Origin of the sequence: Streptomyces sp. NPDC004658 (genome assembly GCF_040609555.1) — a bacterium.
GTDB lineage: Bacteria > Actinomycetota > Actinomycetes > Streptomycetales > Streptomycetaceae > Streptomyces.
The window spans coordinates 1-15,817 of the sequence record NZ_JBEXKG010000167.1; the positions used below are offsets into that span (position 1 = coordinate 1).

The 15,817-nt window shown below is 75.0% G+C and carries 15 protein-coding genes; 5 read left to right on the forward strand and 10 right to left on the reverse strand.

The features are described from left to right. From ABZV94_RS34600 to ABZV94_RS34630, 7 genes are all read right to left on the reverse strand, one after another. Nucleotides 1–2,272 (reverse strand): helix-turn-helix domain-containing protein (locus tag ABZV94_RS34600; protein WP_356347627.1); only part of this gene is annotated, 2,272 nt, incomplete at its 3' end. A 235-nt stretch (nucleotides 2,273–2,507) separates the two neighbouring features. After that, complete coding sequence (locus ABZV94_RS34605) at nucleotides 2,508–2,876, reverse strand: hypothetical protein (RefSeq protein ID WP_356347629.1); 369 nt, start codon at nucleotides 2,874–2,876, stop codon at nucleotides 2,508–2,510. Nucleotides 2,877–3,509: 633 nt separating this feature from the next. Further along, nucleotides 3,510–4,559, reverse strand: coding sequence for a GlxA family transcriptional regulator (locus ABZV94_RS34610; RefSeq protein WP_356347632.1), 1,050 nt, complete (start codon nucleotides 4,557–4,559; stop codon nucleotides 3,510–3,512). 23 nt (nucleotides 4,560–4,582) lie between these two features. After that, the gene (locus ABZV94_RS34615) at nucleotides 4,583–5,227 is read right to left on the reverse strand and encodes an HD domain-containing protein (RefSeq protein WP_356347634.1); all 645 of its coding nucleotides are present in this window, start codon (nucleotides 5,225–5,227) and stop codon (nucleotides 4,583–4,585) included. A gap of 165 nt (nucleotides 5,228–5,392) precedes the next feature. Beyond that, nucleotides 5,393–6,622: a glycoside hydrolase family 88 protein gene (locus tag ABZV94_RS34620; protein ID WP_356347636.1), complete on the reverse strand. Its 1,230-nt coding sequence runs from the start codon at nucleotides 6,620–6,622 to the stop codon at nucleotides 5,393–5,395. 90 nt (nucleotides 6,623–6,712) lie between these two features. Next, the gene (locus tag ABZV94_RS34625) at nucleotides 6,713–7,216 is read right to left on the reverse strand and encodes a GNAT family N-acetyltransferase (RefSeq protein ID WP_356347638.1); all 504 of its coding nucleotides are present in this window, start codon (nucleotides 7,214–7,216) and stop codon (nucleotides 6,713–6,715) included. A 43-nt stretch (nucleotides 7,217–7,259) separates the two neighbouring features. Further along, the gene (locus ABZV94_RS34630; protein ID WP_356347641.1) at nucleotides 7,260–7,703 is read right to left on the reverse strand and encodes an ester cyclase; all 444 of its coding nucleotides are present in this window, start codon (nucleotides 7,701–7,703) and stop codon (nucleotides 7,260–7,262) included. A gap of 201 nt (nucleotides 7,704–7,904) precedes the next feature. Here ABZV94_RS34630 and ABZV94_RS34635 point away from each other — a divergent pair, with 201 nt between their 5' ends. Next, on the forward strand, nucleotides 7,905–8,561 hold the full coding sequence (locus ABZV94_RS34635) for a maleylpyruvate isomerase N-terminal domain-containing protein (RefSeq protein WP_356347643.1): 657 nt from the start codon (nucleotides 7,905–7,907) through the stop codon (nucleotides 8,559–8,561). A 16-nt stretch (nucleotides 8,562–8,577) separates the two neighbouring features. Here ABZV94_RS34635 and ABZV94_RS34640 read toward each other — a convergent pair whose 3' ends face one another. Next, complete coding sequence (locus ABZV94_RS34640) at nucleotides 8,578–9,333, reverse strand: FG-GAP-like repeat-containing protein (protein WP_356347644.1); 756 nt, start codon at nucleotides 9,331–9,333, stop codon at nucleotides 8,578–8,580. Nucleotides 9,334–9,807: 474 nt separating this feature from the next. Between ABZV94_RS34640 and ABZV94_RS34645 the strand changes: the two genes are divergently transcribed. After that, nucleotides 9,808–10,437 carry a hypothetical protein gene (locus ABZV94_RS34645; RefSeq protein ID WP_356347647.1) on the forward strand — a complete coding sequence of 210 codons (630 nt, stop codon included), beginning with the start codon at nucleotides 9,808–9,810 and terminating at the stop codon, nucleotides 10,435–10,437. 150 nt (nucleotides 10,438–10,587) lie between these two features. Here ABZV94_RS34645 and ABZV94_RS34650 read toward each other — a convergent pair whose 3' ends face one another. Both ABZV94_RS34650 and ABZV94_RS34655 read right to left on the reverse strand, forming a co-directional pair. Continuing rightward, on the reverse strand, nucleotides 10,588–11,484 hold the full coding sequence (locus ABZV94_RS34650; protein WP_356347649.1) for an NAD(P)-dependent oxidoreductase: 897 nt from the start codon (nucleotides 11,482–11,484) through the stop codon (nucleotides 10,588–10,590). 4 nt (nucleotides 11,485–11,488) lie between these two features. Continuing rightward, nucleotides 11,489–11,716, reverse strand: a complete 228-nt coding sequence (locus ABZV94_RS34655) for a hypothetical protein (RefSeq protein WP_356347651.1) — start codon at nucleotides 11,714–11,716, stop codon at nucleotides 11,489–11,491. 213 nt (nucleotides 11,717–11,929) lie between these two features. On the opposite strand from ABZV94_RS34655, the gene ABZV94_RS34660 reads away from it, so the two are divergent. The 3 genes from ABZV94_RS34660 to ABZV94_RS34670 all read left to right on the forward strand — a co-directional run bounded on the left by ABZV94_RS34660 (nucleotide 11,930) and on the right by ABZV94_RS34670 (nucleotide 15,726). Next, the gene (locus ABZV94_RS34660) at nucleotides 11,930–14,785 is read left to right on the forward strand and encodes a BTAD domain-containing putative transcriptional regulator (protein WP_356347653.1); all 2,856 of its coding nucleotides are present in this window, start codon (nucleotides 11,930–11,932) and stop codon (nucleotides 14,783–14,785) included. Between the two features lie 65 nt (nucleotides 14,786–14,850). Then, nucleotides 14,851–15,387: a chloramphenicol phosphotransferase CPT gene (gene cpt / locus ABZV94_RS34665; RefSeq protein WP_356347655.1), complete on the forward strand. Its 537-nt coding sequence runs from the start codon at nucleotides 14,851–14,853 to the stop codon at nucleotides 15,385–15,387. A 15-nt stretch (nucleotides 15,388–15,402) separates the two neighbouring features. Continuing rightward, entirely contained in the window at nucleotides 15,403–15,726 is a 324-nt protein-coding gene (locus ABZV94_RS34670) for a winged helix-turn-helix domain-containing protein (RefSeq protein ID WP_356347658.1), read from the forward strand. Nucleotides 15,727–15,817: the final 91 nt, after the last annotated feature.

The following is a 15,817-nucleotide window of genomic DNA, read 5'->3' on the forward strand; positions in this document are numbered from 1 at the left end:
GGGGTTGGGCCGCTTGGCGACCAGCCCCGACCTCACCAGCCGGTCCACCGTGTTGCCGTACCGGGCCGCCGGTCGCCGTGACGGCGAGGGTACGGCCGTCCGGGCTGAAGGCGAGGGCGCGGACCCTGCCGGGAACGGTGAGGGTCGCGGTCGCGCGGCGGTCGGTCAGGCGCCGCAGCCGGACCGTGCCGTCCGAGCTGCCCGTGGCCAGCAGCCGGCCGCCGGGCGCGAAGGCGAGGGTGTTGACCGGTCCGCGGTGGCCGCCGAGCCGCGCCGCGAACGGCTCGGCCTGGGTGCTGAGCAGGGCGCCGCGGGTGGTGGCGGTGGGTTCGGTGCGGTAGGCCTCGGCGGCGAGCAGCAGGGAGGCCTCGGGTCGGCCGCCGGCGAGCAGGGTGGACCGGACGGCGAGGGCCTGGGAGCGGGCGAGACGCTCCTGGGCGAGCGCGTCGGCGCGTTGCCGGTGGGCGATCCCGCCGGCGGCCAGGGCGCAGCCGAGCAGGACGACGAGGGTGGCCACCATCGCCTGCCGCAGCCGGGTCTGGCGTCGTGCCTGGCGCTGCCGGGCCTCCTCCTCCGCCTCGCTGGCGCGCAGGAACGCCTCCTCGACGGGGTCCGGCGGGCCGAGGCGGTCCGTCTCCTCCGCCCAGGACCGTACGGTGTCCAGCCGCGTGCCGCGGTAGAGCGCCGACGGGTCGCGGCCCTCGCGTTCCCACGCCGCGGCGGCGAGAGCGAGTCGCTGGCGGACCAGCAGGCCGGCCCGGTTGGCGCTGATCCACTCCCGGAGCCGGGGCCAGCCGTGCAGCAGCGCCTCGTGCGTGATCTCGACGGTGTCGCTGTCGACGGTGATGAGCCGGGCGCGGACGAAGACGTCGAGCGCGGTGTCGGCGCCCTCCGCGTCGGCCAGCTGCGCCATGAGGGCGGCACGGCCCACCTTGCGGCGGGTGGCGCCGGTGTCGTCGGAGACCTGCACCAGCCGGGACAGGATGCGCCGGATGGTCCGCTGCTCGGCCGGGTACAGCTGGGCGAAGGCGTCCTCGGCGGTACGGGCCACGGCTCCCTGGATGCCGCCCGTGCTCTCGTACCCGGCGACGGTCAGCGTGCCCGCCTCGCGGTGCTGCCACGTGGCCAGCAGGGCGTGGGAGATGAGGGGGAGCGCGCCGGACGGGACGGCCTGTGCGCCGGGTAGGCCGGTCAGTCCGGCGTCCCGCAGCAGCAGCGGGACCAGGCCGGGTTCCAGGGTGACACCGGCGAGTTCGGCGGGTCGGGTGATGGACTCGGTCAGTTCCGCCGTGGTCATCGGGGGCAGCACGTGGAGGCCGCCGGTGAAGACGGGGGCGAGTTCCGGCAGGTCGAGACAGCGGCCGGAGAAGTCGGCGCGCAGACCGAGGACGACCACCGCGGGATCGTGGCCGGGTGCCGGCGTCGGCGCGGCGAGCGTGCACAGCACGCGGGCGAAGGCACGGCGTTCGGTCTCGTCGGCGCAGAGGGTGAACAGTTCCTCCATCTGGTCGACGAGCAGCACGAGCCGGGGCGGTGGAGGTGGCCGGCGTCCGGCGGGGGCCGTGTCGGCGCGGGCCCGGACGGCCGTGAGCAGGGCCTCGGGCCGCTCGCCCAGCCGGCCGGCGGTGAGGCCCAGGTCGCCGCCGAGGACCTTGGCGGTGCGTTCCAGCAGTTCGTCCAGCGGGTGGGCGGTCGGTGTGAGGGTGACGACGGGCCAGCGGTCGGCACCTGCCATCGGAAAGCCTCCGGGCCGCCGGAGGGCGGGCACGAGACCGGCGTTGAGCAAGGACGACTTGCCCGCGCCCGAGGGGGCGACGAGCAGCAGCGGCCCCTCGCCGACCCTGCCGAAGACCCGTTCGACGAGCGCCGCCGTGGCCCGGTCCCGGCCGAAGAAGCGGCTCGCGTCCTGCACGGTGAACGCCGACAGGCCCGGGTAGGGGCAGGCGGGGCCGTCATCGGGGGTGACGGCGGTGGCGGCGCCGGGCTGCGCGGTGCGCGCTGGTGCGACCAGGCGCAGCAACGCGCCGCCGGCGCCCAGGATCTCGTCGCAGCGGCGGGCGACGTCGACGGTGGCGCGCTTCGCGCCGGTCTCGATCTTGCTCAGGTACCCCTTGCTGTAGTGGGTCTGTCTGGCCAGGTCGGCGAGCGACAGGCCGCGCTGCTGCCTCAGTCGGCGCAGCTGTGCGGGGAAGGACGGTGTGGTCGGCACCGTCCGCTCCCCGTCGTTCTCGTTCCGGTTGCCGGTGTCGGCTCCCTCGTGCGGCTCCCCCAAGGCGTCCCCCATGGCAAGCGGGCCCGGGCCGTGAGACGGCGGGAGCCCAGGCTACTGCCGGGGTGTGACAGGTGGCCCAGCCATGTGTGCGGACTGGCCGAAAACGAGCTTCCGGAACCGCGGGCGCGGTTCCGGAAGCTTCCCCCGTCGGTTTCTCGGTCAGCCGCTGGTCAGGAACGGCGGGCCGGGGTGCGTGGCCGCGTGCGCCGGTCGTCGCCGGACGGCCGGCACCGGGTCAGGGCCGGTAGAGGGTGATGGAGTTGATCGGCGTGAGGTCGGCGTAGACGCCCGTCCCCGCGGGGATGCGGTCGCCGCAGCCGGTGCCGTTGTAGCCCGTGCACAGGCACGCGGTCGCGCCGCCGTACTGGTTGTTGAGGACCCAGTGCCGGCCGACCTGGTTGCGCAGGTTGTGCGGTCCGTAGCTGTAGAAGGCCAGGCTCGGGGACTGGGCCGGGTCCTGGTTCTGCGGGTAGACGCACACCGCTCCGTCCGGGCAGCCGGCCCAGGGGTCGGCGGCCGGCTCGGCGTGGGCGGCGCCGCTCATCGCCAGCACCGCCGCGGCGGCGGTCGCGAACGCGGCGGCGCCGCGGATCATCTTGCGCATTGGTTCCCCCTTGCGATTCTCCTGCGTCGTCGCAGGCCGTACTCGGTGGTGACGGCATCACGTTCCCGCCTCGGCCGGACGGGGTCGACGGGTTTCCCGTCGCCCATCGCCGCCGCGGCGGGGAAACCGTGTGTGACCAGCGGGAGCGGCAGGGGTGGGCGACCGGGGCGCTTCCGGCTGCGTATGCCGGCTCCGCGCGAGGCGCACCACCGGGCCTCGTTGCCGCGCGAGTTGGCGAGTGGCGGGAGAGGCCGACCGGGAAGGCCTCCCGCTGACGGGTGTGATCCGTGGACGCGGGCTGACGCCGGTCCCGTCCACCGGGACGGGCGGCCGGAAAGCCGGCACGGTGCCCGCCCCGGCGGCCACCAAGGACGTCAGGACCGAGCGCTGGGTGCGGGACGGTGACGACGGGGGCGTCCGTGAGAACCTCGGGCCCGCTGCCCGGCGCAAGCCGCCCGAGGGGAAGTCGCGCGGCAGCACCGTGCAGCCCGGTGCGGCGACTGCGTCGATCCCCCGCCGGCGCGGCGCCTCTGCGGTGTAAGGCCTCGGCGGCTGCCGCGACGGTTCCCTGCGTGGTGCCGTACGGCGCGGAACCCCTGGGCGGAGGCGTGGTGGTGACCGGCGGGATCCTCGTCAACCGCCGTCCGGGGAGAGCCGCACCGGCCCCGGCCGCGCGGCCTTCCGCGACGGGACGCCCACCGGCTCCGGTGCCCGGTCAGGGATGCGGGGCCGGCCCGAGAGCGCGGTCGTACGGAAGCGGGCCCGGTAGACCGTCGGTGAGATGCCGAAGGTGTTCTGGAAGGCCCGCCGCATGGCCTCGGCCGAGCCGAAGCCGGCGCGTGCCGCGACGGTGTCGACGGGCTCGCCGCTCGCCTCCAGGAGAGCCTGGGCCGCTTCCAGCCGGATCGACTCGGCGTAGCGCCCGACCGTCATCCCGGTGTGCGCCCGGAAGAGCCGGCTCAGGTGACGGACGCTCACACCGGCCCGGCGCGCCAGAGCGGTCAGGTCGTGGTCCGCGCTCGGATCCGCGCCGACGAAGTCCATGACCTGCCGGACGACGGGGTGCGTGGACTCGCGCAGGGTCAGCCGCGCACTGAACTGCGACTGACCGCCCGGGCGCGCCATGAAGACCACCAGCTCTCGCGCGACCTCGCGGGCCAGGCCGGGGCCGTGGTCCTCCTCGACCAGGGCGAGGGCGAGATCGATGCCCGCGGTCACTCCGGCCGAGGTGACGACGTTGCCGTCCCGGACGAACAGGGCGTCCGTCTCCACGGTCACACCGGGATAGGCGAGCGCCAGTTCCCGGGCCAGCCGCCAGTGCGTGGCGGCCCGCCGTCCGTGGAGCAGCCCGGCTTCGGCCAGCATGAAGGCGCCCGCGCACACCGACGTCACCCGGCGGGCCCGTCCGGCCAGTGCCGCCGTGCCGGCCACCAGCGCGGGGTCCGCGACGGCCTCCCGCCAGTCCCGCCGCCCCGGCACCACGAGGGTTCCCAGCCGCGCCGGCAGCTCCTCCCAGGTGTCGCCGGCGTCGAGCCGTACCTGGGCGGAGGTGGCCACGGGCCCCGGGGCCGCGGACACGATCCGCACGTCGTACCGGGCCCCATGAGCGTTCGCCGTCGTGAAGACCTCCGCGGGTCCGGCCACGTCCAGCAGCTGGACACCGGGGAAGGTCAGTACGGCCACGACATGCCGCGGACGCGGGACCGTCACTCCGGCCACGGCGACTCGAGGATGGTCCGCACGAAGTCGCCTCGCTCGAATCCCGGCACGTAGTGTTCCAGGACGTCGGCCTTGACGTTCCCGAAGGTGGTCTCGGGCTTGGGGCGGATGCCCTCGGTGAAGGCGTCGAGGATCTGCCGCTTGAAGTCGGGGCGGGGGTGCAGTGCGACGACGGCGGCGCGGTCGGCGGGGGCGATGTCGTGGTACCCGATGCCGAGCACGTCGTACTCCACACCGGCGGTGACCAGCGCCACCTCGGGTTCCATGAACTCCGGGATGCCGGGCGTGGTGTGCAGGGCGATCGCCGTCCACACCCGGCGAATGCTGTCCTCGGGCACGTCGTGGTCCCGCAGGAATTGGCGGGCCGCGTCCGCGCCGTCGACCTCGAAGCGCCGGCCGCTGCCGTGGTGGCGCGCGCCGAGGCCGAGGTCGTGGAACATGGCGCCGATGTACAGCAGCTCCGGGTCGAAGCCGAGGTCGCGCCGGCGGCCCTGGAGCGCGCCGAACAGGTAGACGCGGCGTGAGTGGTGGTAGATCAGATCGCTCGTCTCGTCCCGCACGAGCTGGGTCGCCTCCCGGGCGAGCTTGGTGTCGGGCACGGTGACCCCGCCGGCCACGGACTCGTCAGCCATCTTTGCACCTCGTGTTTGCCAGTCGTTTGCGCGCAACGGCGCTGTGACCTCAGTGTCGTCCCGCGGGACCGGGCGGCACCACGTCCGTGGAGACAGGCAACCCACACATCCGGACATCCCCCGCCGCGGCCGACCGGGTGGCTCCCTGGCCGCCGCGTCCCCGGCTCAGGCCGGCTGCGACAGGTCGATCGCCCGGTCGACGTCCTCGTGCCGGAGCACACGCAGGATACCTTCGAGGAGGTAGTAGTCGGCGTAGGGCAGCGAGACCTCGATGCCGTCCTCGGCCGGGCGGTTGCGGGTGCAGCGGGCCACGACCGCGTCGGCGCGGGCCGAGTTCCTGGTGAGGCAGGTGTCGGCGAGGGCGGTGAGCAGCCGCAGCGCCACGTCCCGGTAGGTGTGCCGGCCCGTCGCCGCGTGCAGGTCGAGCAGGCCGCACGCCATGATGGCTCCGGCGGAGGCGTCCTTGATGTCGTGCGGCTGCTGCGGCGCGCGGTAGTCCCACACCGGCACGTGGTCCGGGGTCAGCGCCGCGATGGCGAAGTCGGCGAGTCTGCGCGCGGTGTCCCGGAACTCCGTGTGCCCGGTCCGCCGGTACATCGTGGTGAAGCCGTAGATGCCCCAGGCCTGTCCGCGCGACCAGCAGGAGGCGGGGCTGTAGCCCTGGACCGTGCCGGGGCCGACGGGGGCGCCCGTGTCCGGGTCGAAGTCGAACACGTGCGGGGTCGATCCGTCCGGGCGGGGGAAGACGCGCTGTGCGGTCCTCGCGTGCTCGACGGCGATGTCCAGATAGGTGTCGTCGCCGGTCTGCCGGCTGGCGAACGCCAGCAGGTCGAGGTTCATCATCGTGTCCATGATGACCCGGCCCGCGTTGGCCCGGTCCGTCAGCGCACCCCAGGCCCGGATGAACTTCCCGCGCGGGTTGTACCGCTGGATGAGGGAGTCGGCCGCCCGTACCGCGCCCGCCCGCCACTCGTCGTCGCCGGTCAGGCGCCAGGCGGTGACCCAGGACGGGTAGAAGAGGAAACCGAGGTCGTGGGTGCTCGTGTCGTACTGCCGGGGGGCGAGGTTGCGGGCCGAGTCGACCGCCCACGTACGGAAGGCGTCGTCCCCGCTGTACAGCCAGGCCATCCACAGCGTTCCGGGCCAGAAGCCGCCGACCCAGTCGCCGGTGCGCGAGTACGTCCACTTCTCGAACTTGGTCCCGACCGGGAAGCCCGTCACGCCGGGCGCGACGGAACGGACCTTGTGCACGGCGTAGTCCGCCGCCGCGCGGAGTGTCCGCAGGGCCGCCTCTGACGGCTGCCGGTCCGCCGCTGCCGCGGCCGGCACCGCGGAGGTCCCCGCAGCCGCCGCTCCGGCCGCCGTGGCCAGCAGCGCACGCCGGGAAACGCTCATGCTCGCCCTCCAACTCCACCAGGGACAAGAGAAGTTGGCTGAGCTTTGCACACCGGCGCCGACCGTGTACACCCATGTGTGCGGAGTTCATCAGTGTGAACGAAGTCGGTCGTGCGGGGCGTCGGATTCATGTCGGAGCCACACGTAGTCGACCGGCTGAGCGGCGTTCCAGCTCTCGGCGAGGCCGGGGCCGACCTGATGGAAGCCGACGCCGAGGTAACACCTGAGCGCCCGGTGGTTGTCGGGGTGCACCCGCATGTAGACATCCGCGAACCCGGCCCGGACGGCCCGTGCGAGCAGGCCCCGGACCAGGACGCGGCCCAGTCCGGCCCCGCGGGCCTCGGGCGCCACGATGATCCGGGCCAGTTCGGCCTCGTCCTCCTCGGCGTCCAGCCACAACTCGCCGTAGCCGAGCACCCTCGGCCCGTCGACGAGCACGTGCGCCTCGACGTCGTCCGCCCGGTGCCACCCCGCGACCGTCCGTCCGGACACGGGGAACTCATCGCTCCCGCACCACATCACGGCCTCCGCCGCCGACGTCGGCCAGCCGGCGACGAGTACCGCGTGGTCGGGAGCGCAGGGAAGCAGGTCCATGGGCGCCGACCCTATGCGACCGGGCCGGGCCCCGGACGCGTGCTCAGGCCGGATCGCCGGGGACCAGGCCGAGTTGTCGCAGCTGCGCGAGGACGTCGACGACACCCCAGATCTCGGCGATGCGGCCGTCCGCGAACCGGAGGATGAAGATCTCGTTGTAGCTGACGGACTTCCCGGTGGCCGCAAGGCCCCGGTACTCCCCCAGGTGCGTACCGGTGACCGTGTTCCGGAAGACGGCCTTGTCCCCCTCGGCGATCGCGTCCTCGGTCTCGACACGCAGGTCGGGGAACGCGCGCAGAAGCACCTCCCACACGCGCTTGAGGGCCTGCGCTCCCGTCGCCCCCATCGGCACCGGCGCGTGGAACAGCAGGTCCGGCGCGACGATCCCGTCGATCGTCTTCGAGACGGTCGCCAGGTCGCCGGTGTGGACGGCGTCGTGCAGGCGGCGGAACGTCGCCTTGTTGCGCGCTTCCTGAGCTGTCGGCATCGGAAGTCCCCTCGGGTCGGCACTCGCTTCCATGCCCCTTACGACGGCACGGCCCCCCGGTGTGTGACATGGCCGCCGGACACGGGCGGGCCGCGGGCCCTGGCAGACGGCCCGGCCGGCGAGCCGGTGACCGGAGCGGACGCGTCCCCGGCGGCCGGGAATCCGGTCGAAGGGCGCGCCGCCCGCTGCTAGTTTGCCGCCGTGGACCTCTTCTCCCGCTCGTGGACGGCCTTGCGTACGGCGGTCACCGGCCTCCCCGACGAGGACTTCGCACGGCCCTCCGGCTGCACCGGCTGGCTCGTCCGTGACCTGGCGTGCCATCTGGTCATCGACGCCCAGGACGTGCTGATCACCCTGGTGACGCCCACCACGGTGGAGCCGACACACGACGCGGTGACGTACTGGAGCGTCGGCGACACCCCGCCTACCGGCGACGATCCGCTGGACGCGCTGACCGTCCGGCTGGCCGCCGCGTACGAGGAGCCGCGGCTGCTGAAGTTCCACCTCGACGACGTGGGCGCGGCGGCCGGGCGCGCGGCCGGGCTGGCCGACCCCGCGCAGCCGGTGCGCACGCAGGACATGGTCCTCACCTCGGGCGACTACCTCTGCGCGTACGTCCTGGAGTGGACCCTGCATCACCTCGACCTGATCGCCCACCTCCAGGGCGCCGCGGAACCGCCCGCCGAGTGCCTCGCCCGGTCACGCGCCATGCTGGAGGAGATCGCCGGGGCGGCCTTCCCCGCGTCGTGGCCCGACCAGGACGCCCTGCGCGTCGGAACGGGACGCCGGCCCGCGACCGCCACCGAGCGGACGCAACTGGGCGCACTGGCCCGGCGGCTCCCGCTCGTCCTCGGGTGAGCGCGGGGCGCAGGGGTCATCCGGCCGGCGCCTGTGTCCCGCAGGGCGGGTAGAAGGGGCTCAGGCCCGCGTGGGGCAGTGGGGACGGGGGGTCGTAGCCCGTGCCCGGGATGTCCGTCGTATAGGTGCGGGTGTCGGGCGACAGGCCCGTGCGCGGGCCGCCCAGACGGGCCTGGATCTCGTACGTGCCGTCCCCGGAGTACGTGTACGCCGCCAGGTCCGGGTACCGGTCGTGGTTGTAGTCGGCCACCGCGATGTCCTTCGTGGCACCCAGGTCGAGAGGGACGGTGCGCCTGCTGCGGCCGGTGTCGGAGAAGGGACCCAGCCTGAGTTCGGCCACGCGAGGCCGGACCGGGTCGTCACCGCCCTGCTCCTGCCCCGCCACGACGACCAGGTCGCTCCAGCCGTCCCGGTCGAAGTCCGCCACGGCGGCGCTCACGTACTCCTGCCGGCCGGCGGTGCGGTCGGCCAGCCCCCGCGCCCGGACCGTCGTCTCGCGGGGCGAGCCGATGGCGAAGGTGACGGTCAGCAGGGCACCCCGGTGGGACGCGTCGGAGATCCGGTCCGGCAGACCGTCGTCGTTCACGTCGGCGACCAGGTCCCCCGACCGCGTCAGACACGCGGTGACCGCGGCCGGTGCCGTCGGGCGCGGCGGGGGCCCGCCCCGGGAGTCCTCGCCGCCGGCGAGCAGCAACAGGCCGCCGGCCAGCAGGAACGCCGCGCGCGTGAGGCGTCTCGGCCGGCAGGTACCGCTGGGCGCACGCAGGGGCATGAGCGGGGATCTTAGTCACCCGGCCGGGTGGGACCGGGGGCGGGGCCGCGCGAACAGCGCGTGGGCGAGCCGCCGCCGTAGGACCGTTTCCCGCTCATCGCGGTGCCCCTGCGCGCCGGCCGTACCCGGGCAACCGGCGTGCGGCACGGCCTGCTTGCGCCTCCGCGGCATCGACCGGCTGCCGCACACCTGCCGTGTCAACGCCGGCCGGCCCGACTCCGCCCGGTCCCGATGGACGACGTGCCGGCGGGTCTTGTCCACGGCCGCGCGCTCGGCCCGCCTGTCCGACCGGGCTCGCGCGTGACCTCGCCGACGGTATGCTGGCGCGCCCGGTGGCGGCCCGCAGCGGGTCGACGGTCGGCCACCGCCGCCTCGCCGGCGGCGAAAAACGGGTCGACCCACCCGTATCATCCAGGTGTCGCACCGTCAGGAGCGGAGGAAATGATGCCGGAAAGTCCCGGGCCTGTCACCGACTTGACCTCTCAGTACGTCAGCCAGGTGACCAACGACCTCGAACACAACCTCAAGGAGCAGGAACGCGTCACGGCGGAAATCGCCGTACTCCAGGAGCAGTTGGCCACCCTCCAGCACGACCACGGCGTGCTGCTGAACATGCATCAGGCACTCGGCCTCACCACGCCGGCCGGTCGGGCGGTCGTACCCGCCCCGCGCAAGAAGAGCGGCGGCACGCGCCGCGCCGACGACGAGAAGCCCGCGGCGAAGAAGGCGGTCGCCAAGAAGACCGTGGCCAAGCGGTCAGTGGCGAAGAAGGCGGTGACCAAGAAGGCGGCGGCGAAGGCGTCCGCCGAAAAGCCGGCGGCCGGGAAGGCGGCGACGTCCGAGCCCGCTCAGCCCACCCTGATCGAGCTCGTGCGCCGGCACCTGGCGGAGCAGAAGGAGCCCCGTTCCGCGGCAGAGGTCAGCGAGGCCCTGGGGCAGGCGTATCCCGAGCGCGGGATCCAGCCGAAGGTCGTCCGCGCCACGCTGGAGAACCTCGTGGCGAGGAACGGTGCCCAGCGCACCAAGCAGGGCACGTCCGTCTTCTACGTCGTGCCGGGCGAGTCGAAGCAGGAGCCGGCGCAGGACGCCGGGGCGGACGCGTGACCGAGCGTCACACCGAGCGGCCGGCGGCGGCCGAGGGAGGCGATGCGCAATCCCCGCCTCGGCCGGACTCCTGAACCGGGGTCGCCTGTCGCCGGACGCCGGCGTGACCGCCGCCCTCCACCGGCGGCGGCCCGGACACACGGGAACGCTTCAGTCGGACGGGCGGTCGGCGGAGTCGAAACTGGCGAAGTAGGCCGCGGCCATGTCCTCGTCGGCGTGGCCCTGCGCGGCGGCGCGCTCCATGCGCGCGGCGCTCGCGGCGGCCACGTCGAGGCGCACGCCGTTCGCCTCACCCGCCTCGACGATGAGCCGGGCGTCCTTGGCCGCCGTGGCGACCGCGAACTGCGCCGGGGTCAACGGGCCGTCGAGGACGAGCCTCGACTTGGCCCGCAGGTAGCCCATGTCCAGCGGCCCGCCCTCGATCGCGTCGAAGAAGTGCTGCGGATCCACATCGAGCGCCCGGGCCAGGGCCAGCACCTCGCCGGCCGCGGCGGTGATCGCGAGGACCCAGCTGTTGGCGACGAGCTTCAGGCGGCTGGCCGTGCCGGCCGCGCCGTCCTCGCCGGTCCACACGGTACGGGAGCCGACCGCGTCGAACACCGGGGCCACGGCAGCGCGGTGCTCGCTCGGTCCAGCGGCGAGCACGAGGAGCTGGCCTGCCTCGGCGGGCTGACGGGTGCCCAGCACGGGCGCGTCGAAGAAGACGAGGCCGTGCTCGCGGGCGAAGGCGACCAGGTCACGGATGGCCTCCACACCGGCGGTGGTGCACTGCGTCCACGCGGCGCCGGAGCGCAGCGCGGGGGCGGCCTCGCGCATGACGTCGAGGGTGGCCGGGCCGTCGTAGAGCATGGTCAGGACGACGTCGGCGCCCTCGACGGCCTCGGCGGGCGTGCCGGCGACGTGGGCGCCGTCGGCGGCGAGCGGTTCGGCTTTGGAGCGGGTGCGGTTCCAGGCGCGGACGGTGTGTCCCGCCCGCGCGAGGTTGCGGGCCATCGCGGCACCCATGATGCCGGTGCCCAGGACGCTCACGGTGAGCTTGTCGGTCATGACGTCAACTCCCAGCTGGTGGTGCGGTTTCGGCGGCGGCGACCAGGCCGTCCGGCCACCTCTGACGGCCGTTCGGCATCGGGTTCGGCCTCTGCCGGGCCACTTCGGCGGCGGGCCGGCCGATCCGCGTCTCCCGGGTGAGGAAACGGTCCCGGCCCCCGGGGAGATCTTCCACCAGCCGGGCGTGCAGCATGTCGAGCCCCTCCTCCGGCGTGCCGTCCTGCCGGGTCATCCGGTTCACCCGGCCCGGGACGCCTTCGGAACGTCACCGGTGCCGGGCCCCCTGTTCCGGCCGGTTGACCGCGTTCTGCGCGCCGGCCACGGCGTGCCGCCCCGGTCCCTGTGCCGGGAACGCGGCCGTCGCCGGCCCCGGGGTCCGCCGTTCCCGCCTGTTTCGTCAGGAGACGTACAGTCGAGGGCCGGAGGGGTGAGCGGAGGGGGCGGTATGCCACAGGGGGTGTCGGTGCGGTTCGCGGTGCTGGGACCGGTGCGGGTCCGGCGCGGGACGGACGAGCTGGACGCGGGCGGGCCGCAGGCGCGGGCGCTGCTGGCCCTGCTGCTGCTCCGGGCCGGTCAGCCCGTCCCCATGTCCGAGATCGTCGACGTGCTGTGGGGGCCGGCCTCGCCGCCCACCGCCGTCAACGTGGTCCGCCGGCACGTCGGATCGTTGCGGCGGCTGCTGGAGCCGGGGCTTCCGGCGCGGGCGACCGGGCTGCGGCTGGTGCGCGGGGCGGGCGGCTACCGCCTGGTCACCGACGGGGACGAGGTGGACCTCGTACGGTTCCGGGACCTGCGGGAGGAGGCCCGGCGGGCCGTCGCCGAGGGTGCGTCCGGGCGCGCCGTGGAACTCCTCGGCCGGGCACTGGCGCTGTGGGTGGGTCCCGTGGCCTCCGGAGTCGCCCCGGACGTACGCGAACGACTCGGGGCCGACGGGCTGGAGCGTGAGCGGCTCGCCGCGCTGCGGGAGGCGGCCGACGCGGCCTTGCAGGCGGGCGTGCCGGACGCGGTGCTGGCCCGGCTGCGGGAGGCCGCCGCCGCGCATCCGCTGGACGAACCCCTGCTGGCCCGGCTGGTCCTGGTCCTCGCCGCCACCGGTCGGCGGGCCGAGGCGCTCGCCCTCTACCGGCACACCCACCGGCGCCTCGCCGACGAACTGGGCATCGATCCCGGGCCCGAACTGCACGAGGCCCACCGCACGGCGCTGCGGGGCAAGACCCGGGACGAGGACCCGGCGGAGCCGCGGCCCGCGGAAACCTCCGCCGCGCGCGGTCCCGTCCCCGCCCAACTGCCGCACGACCTGCCCGCGTTCACCGGCCGGCACACCGAACTGGCCGAGTTGCTGGATCCGCTCGCCGGCACCGGCGATCCCGCCGCGACGGTGCTGATCTCCGCGCTCGGCGGGATGGCCGGCGTGGGCAAGACCACGCTGGCGGTCCACTGGGCCCACCGGGTCGCCGACCGGTACCCGGACGGGCAGCTCTACGTCGACCTGCGAGGCTTCGCCCCGTCGGGTGCGGTCACCGACCCCGGGGAAGCGCTACGCGGCTTCCTCCACGCGCTCGGGGTGCCGCCCCGGCAGGTCCCCCAGGACCTGGCCGCGCAGGCCGCCCTGTACCGCAGTGTGCTGGCGGGGCGCCGGGTGCTCGTGCTGCTGGACAACGCCCGGGACGCCGAGCAGGTACGGCCGCTGCTGCCCGGCACACCCGGCTGCCTCGCCATCGTCACCAGCCGGGACGACCTGGCGGGACTGGTGGCCGCGCACGGCGCCCGCTCCCTGACCCTGCGGCCGTTCGACGCCGGCCAGGCGCGGGACTTCCTCGCCGGACGGCTGGGCGCGGGCCGGGTCGCGGCCGAGCCACGGGCGGTGGACGAGATCATCGCCCGGTGCGCCGGACTGCCCCTCGCCCTGGCCTGCGTGGCCGCCCGCGCCGCCCTGCGCCCGGGATTCCCGCTCGCGGCCGTGGCCGCCGAACTGCGCGAGGCCCGCGGCAGCCTCGACGCGTTCACCCGAACCGGCACCCCCGTGGACCTCGCCACCGTCTTCTCCTGGTCCACCCGGGCCGTGTCGCCCGCCGCCGCCCGGCTGTTCCGGCTGCTGGCCCTGCACCCCGGCCCGGCCGTGTCCGCGGCCACCGCCGCCGCGCTCGCCGGGCTGCCGCCGCGCCGGGCGCGTTCGCTGCTCGGCGAACTCGCCGCCGTCCATCTCGTCACCGAACCGGCGCCCGGCCGCTACGGCTTCCACGACCTGCTGCGCGCCCACGCCGGTGACCTCCTCGCGAAGCAGCACACCGGGACCGAGCGGCAGGAGGCGCTGGACCGGATGTTCCGGCACTACGTGGAGCACGCCCACGCCGCCGGCGCACTGCTCGACCCCAGCGGGGACGTGCCGCCGCTGCCGCCCGCGCCGCAGGACACGCGGGCCGTGCCGTTCGCCGACGACAGCGCGGCCCTCGCCTGGCTCACCGCCGAGCACGCGGCGCTGCCGGCCGTCGTCCGGGCGGCGGCCTCGTCCGGCCACGACCGGTACGCGTGCCTGCTGGCCTGGTCCCTGGAGCCGTACTTCGAGCGGCGCGGCCACTGGCACGACGGGCTGGCCGCCCAGCGCACCGCGCTGGACGCCGCGCTGCGGCTCGCCGACCCCGCCCTGGAGGCACGCGCCCTGCGCGGCCTCGCCCGTGCGAAGGGCAGGCTGGGCCTGTCCGACGAGAGCCGGGCCCACCTGGACCGGGCACTCGCGCTGTTCACCCTCGCCGGCGACACCGTCGGCCGGGCGGGCACCCACCGCAGTCTGGGCTGGGCGTGTGAGCAGGAGGGCGACCTGGCGGGCGCCCTGCGGCACAACCAGCTCGCCCTGGAGCTGTTCCGCGCCGCCGGACACCGTCCCGCGCAGGCCAGCGTCCTGAACTCCGTCGGCTGGTACCACGCGCTGCGCGGCGAGTACCGGCCGGCCCTGGCGCGCTGCTTCGAGGCCCTGGCCCTGCTCCAGGACCTGGGCGACCGGTACGGCCAGGCGGCGACCTGGGACAGCATCGCCTACGCCTACCACCGCCTCGGCCGGCATCCGCACGCCCTGCTCGGCTACCGCAACGCGCTGACGCTGTACCGGGCGCTCGGTGTGCCGTACCCGGAGGCGGACACGCTGACCCGCCTGGGCGACACGCACCTGGCCACCGGTGACCGGGAGGGCGCGCGGGCCGCCTGGGAGCAGGCGCTCGCCCTGCTCACCCGGCTCGGTCATCCGGACGCGGAACGGGTCCGGGAACGGCTCGCCGGATGGGACGACCGGTCCGACACGGGGTGACGGTGTCCGGGGCCCGGGGGAAACGGGGTTGTCCGCCGGTGGGGACGGCTCCGTAGGGTGGCACGGTGACGACTCAGGTGATCCTTCTCAACGGTGGTTCCAGCGCGGGCAAGTCCGGGATCGCGCGGTGCCTGCAAGCCGTACTGCCCGACCCCTGGCTGGTGTTCGGCATCGACTCGCTGGTCGACGCGCTGCCCCCGCGACTCCAGGACGCGGCGGACGGCGGGATCGAGTTCGCCGCGGACGGCGAGGTGCGGGTCGGCGCGGGTTTCCGGTCGTTGGAGGCGGCCTGGATGGAAGGGGTCGCGGCGACGGCCCGCGCGGGCGCCAGGATCGTCGTGGACGACGTCTTCCTCGGCGGAGCGGCCTCCCAGCAGCGGTGGCGGAAGGCCCTCGCCGGACTGGACGTGCTGTGGGTGGGCGTGCGGTGCGACGCCGAGGTCGCCGCCGCGCGGGAGACCGCCCGGGGAGACCGGACCCCCGGCATGGCGGCGGCCCAGGCCGGCGTCGTGCACCACGGGGTGTCCTACGACCTGGAGGTGGACACCACCCACACCGAGTCCCTGATGTGCGCGCGAACCATCGCGGCCCGCGTCGGCTGACCGGAGGACGGGGTGGTGCGCGTGCCCGACGGGCTCGGTGACGTACCGCGGCTCGGGGTGGTGAGCTTCCAGGTGCTCGGCCCGCTGCGGGTGCTGCGCGCGCGGAGCGAGCTGGATCTCGGGTATCCGCAGGCACGGGCCCTGCTCGGCGTGCTCCTGGTGCGGCCGGGCCGGCCCGTGCGGATGAGCACGATCATCGACGTCCTGTGGCCGGACGGGCCGCCCGCCAGCGCGCCGAACGCCGTACGGCGCCACGTCGGCGCGCTGCGCAAGCTGCTGGAGCCCGGCCTGCCCCCGCGCGCCCCCGGGCGGCACCTGCTGGGCCGTACCGGAGGCTAACTGCTGGAGGCGGCGGCCGACGAGGTCGACCTGCTGCGCTTCCGCGCCCTCAGCCGGCGGGGCATGCGGGCCGCCGCCACCGCCCGCCCCG

Excerpts from the sequence above, each read along its gene's own strand:
- ABZV94_RS34605 (WP_356347629.1), bottom strand. The coding sequence starts at position 2,876 with ATGCGCAAGATGATCCGCGGCGCCGCCGCGTTCGCGACCGCCGCCGCG.
- ABZV94_RS34630 (WP_356347641.1), bottom strand. The coding sequence starts at position 7,703 with ATGCCGACAGCTCAGGAAGCGCGCAACAAGGCGACGTTCCGCCGCCTG.
- ABZV94_RS34625 (WP_356347638.1), bottom strand. The coding sequence starts at position 7,216 with ATGGACCTGCTTCCCTGCGCTCCCGACCACGCGGTACTCGTCGCCGGC.
- ABZV94_RS34660 (WP_356347653.1), top strand. The coding sequence starts at position 11,930 with ATGCCACAGGGGGTGTCGGTGCGGTTCGCGGTGCTGGGACCGGTGCGG.
- ABZV94_RS34650 (WP_356347649.1), bottom strand. The coding sequence starts at position 11,484 with ATGACCGACAAGCTCACCGTGAGCGTCCTGGGCACCGGCATCATGGGT.
- ABZV94_RS34620 (WP_356347636.1), bottom strand. The coding sequence starts at position 6,622 with ATGAGCGTTTCCCGGCGTGCGCTGCTGGCCACGGCGGCCGGAGCGGCG.
- ABZV94_RS34640 (WP_356347644.1), bottom strand. The coding sequence starts at position 9,333 with ATGCCCCTGCGTGCGCCCAGCGGTACCTGCCGGCCGAGACGCCTCACG.
- ABZV94_RS34655 (WP_356347651.1), bottom strand. The coding sequence starts at position 11,716 with ATGACCCGGCAGGACGGCACGCCGGAGGAGGGGCTCGACATGCTGCAC.
- ABZV94_RS34615 (WP_356347634.1), bottom strand. The coding sequence starts at position 5,227 with ATGGCTGACGAGTCCGTGGCCGGCGGGGTCACCGTGCCCGACACCAAG.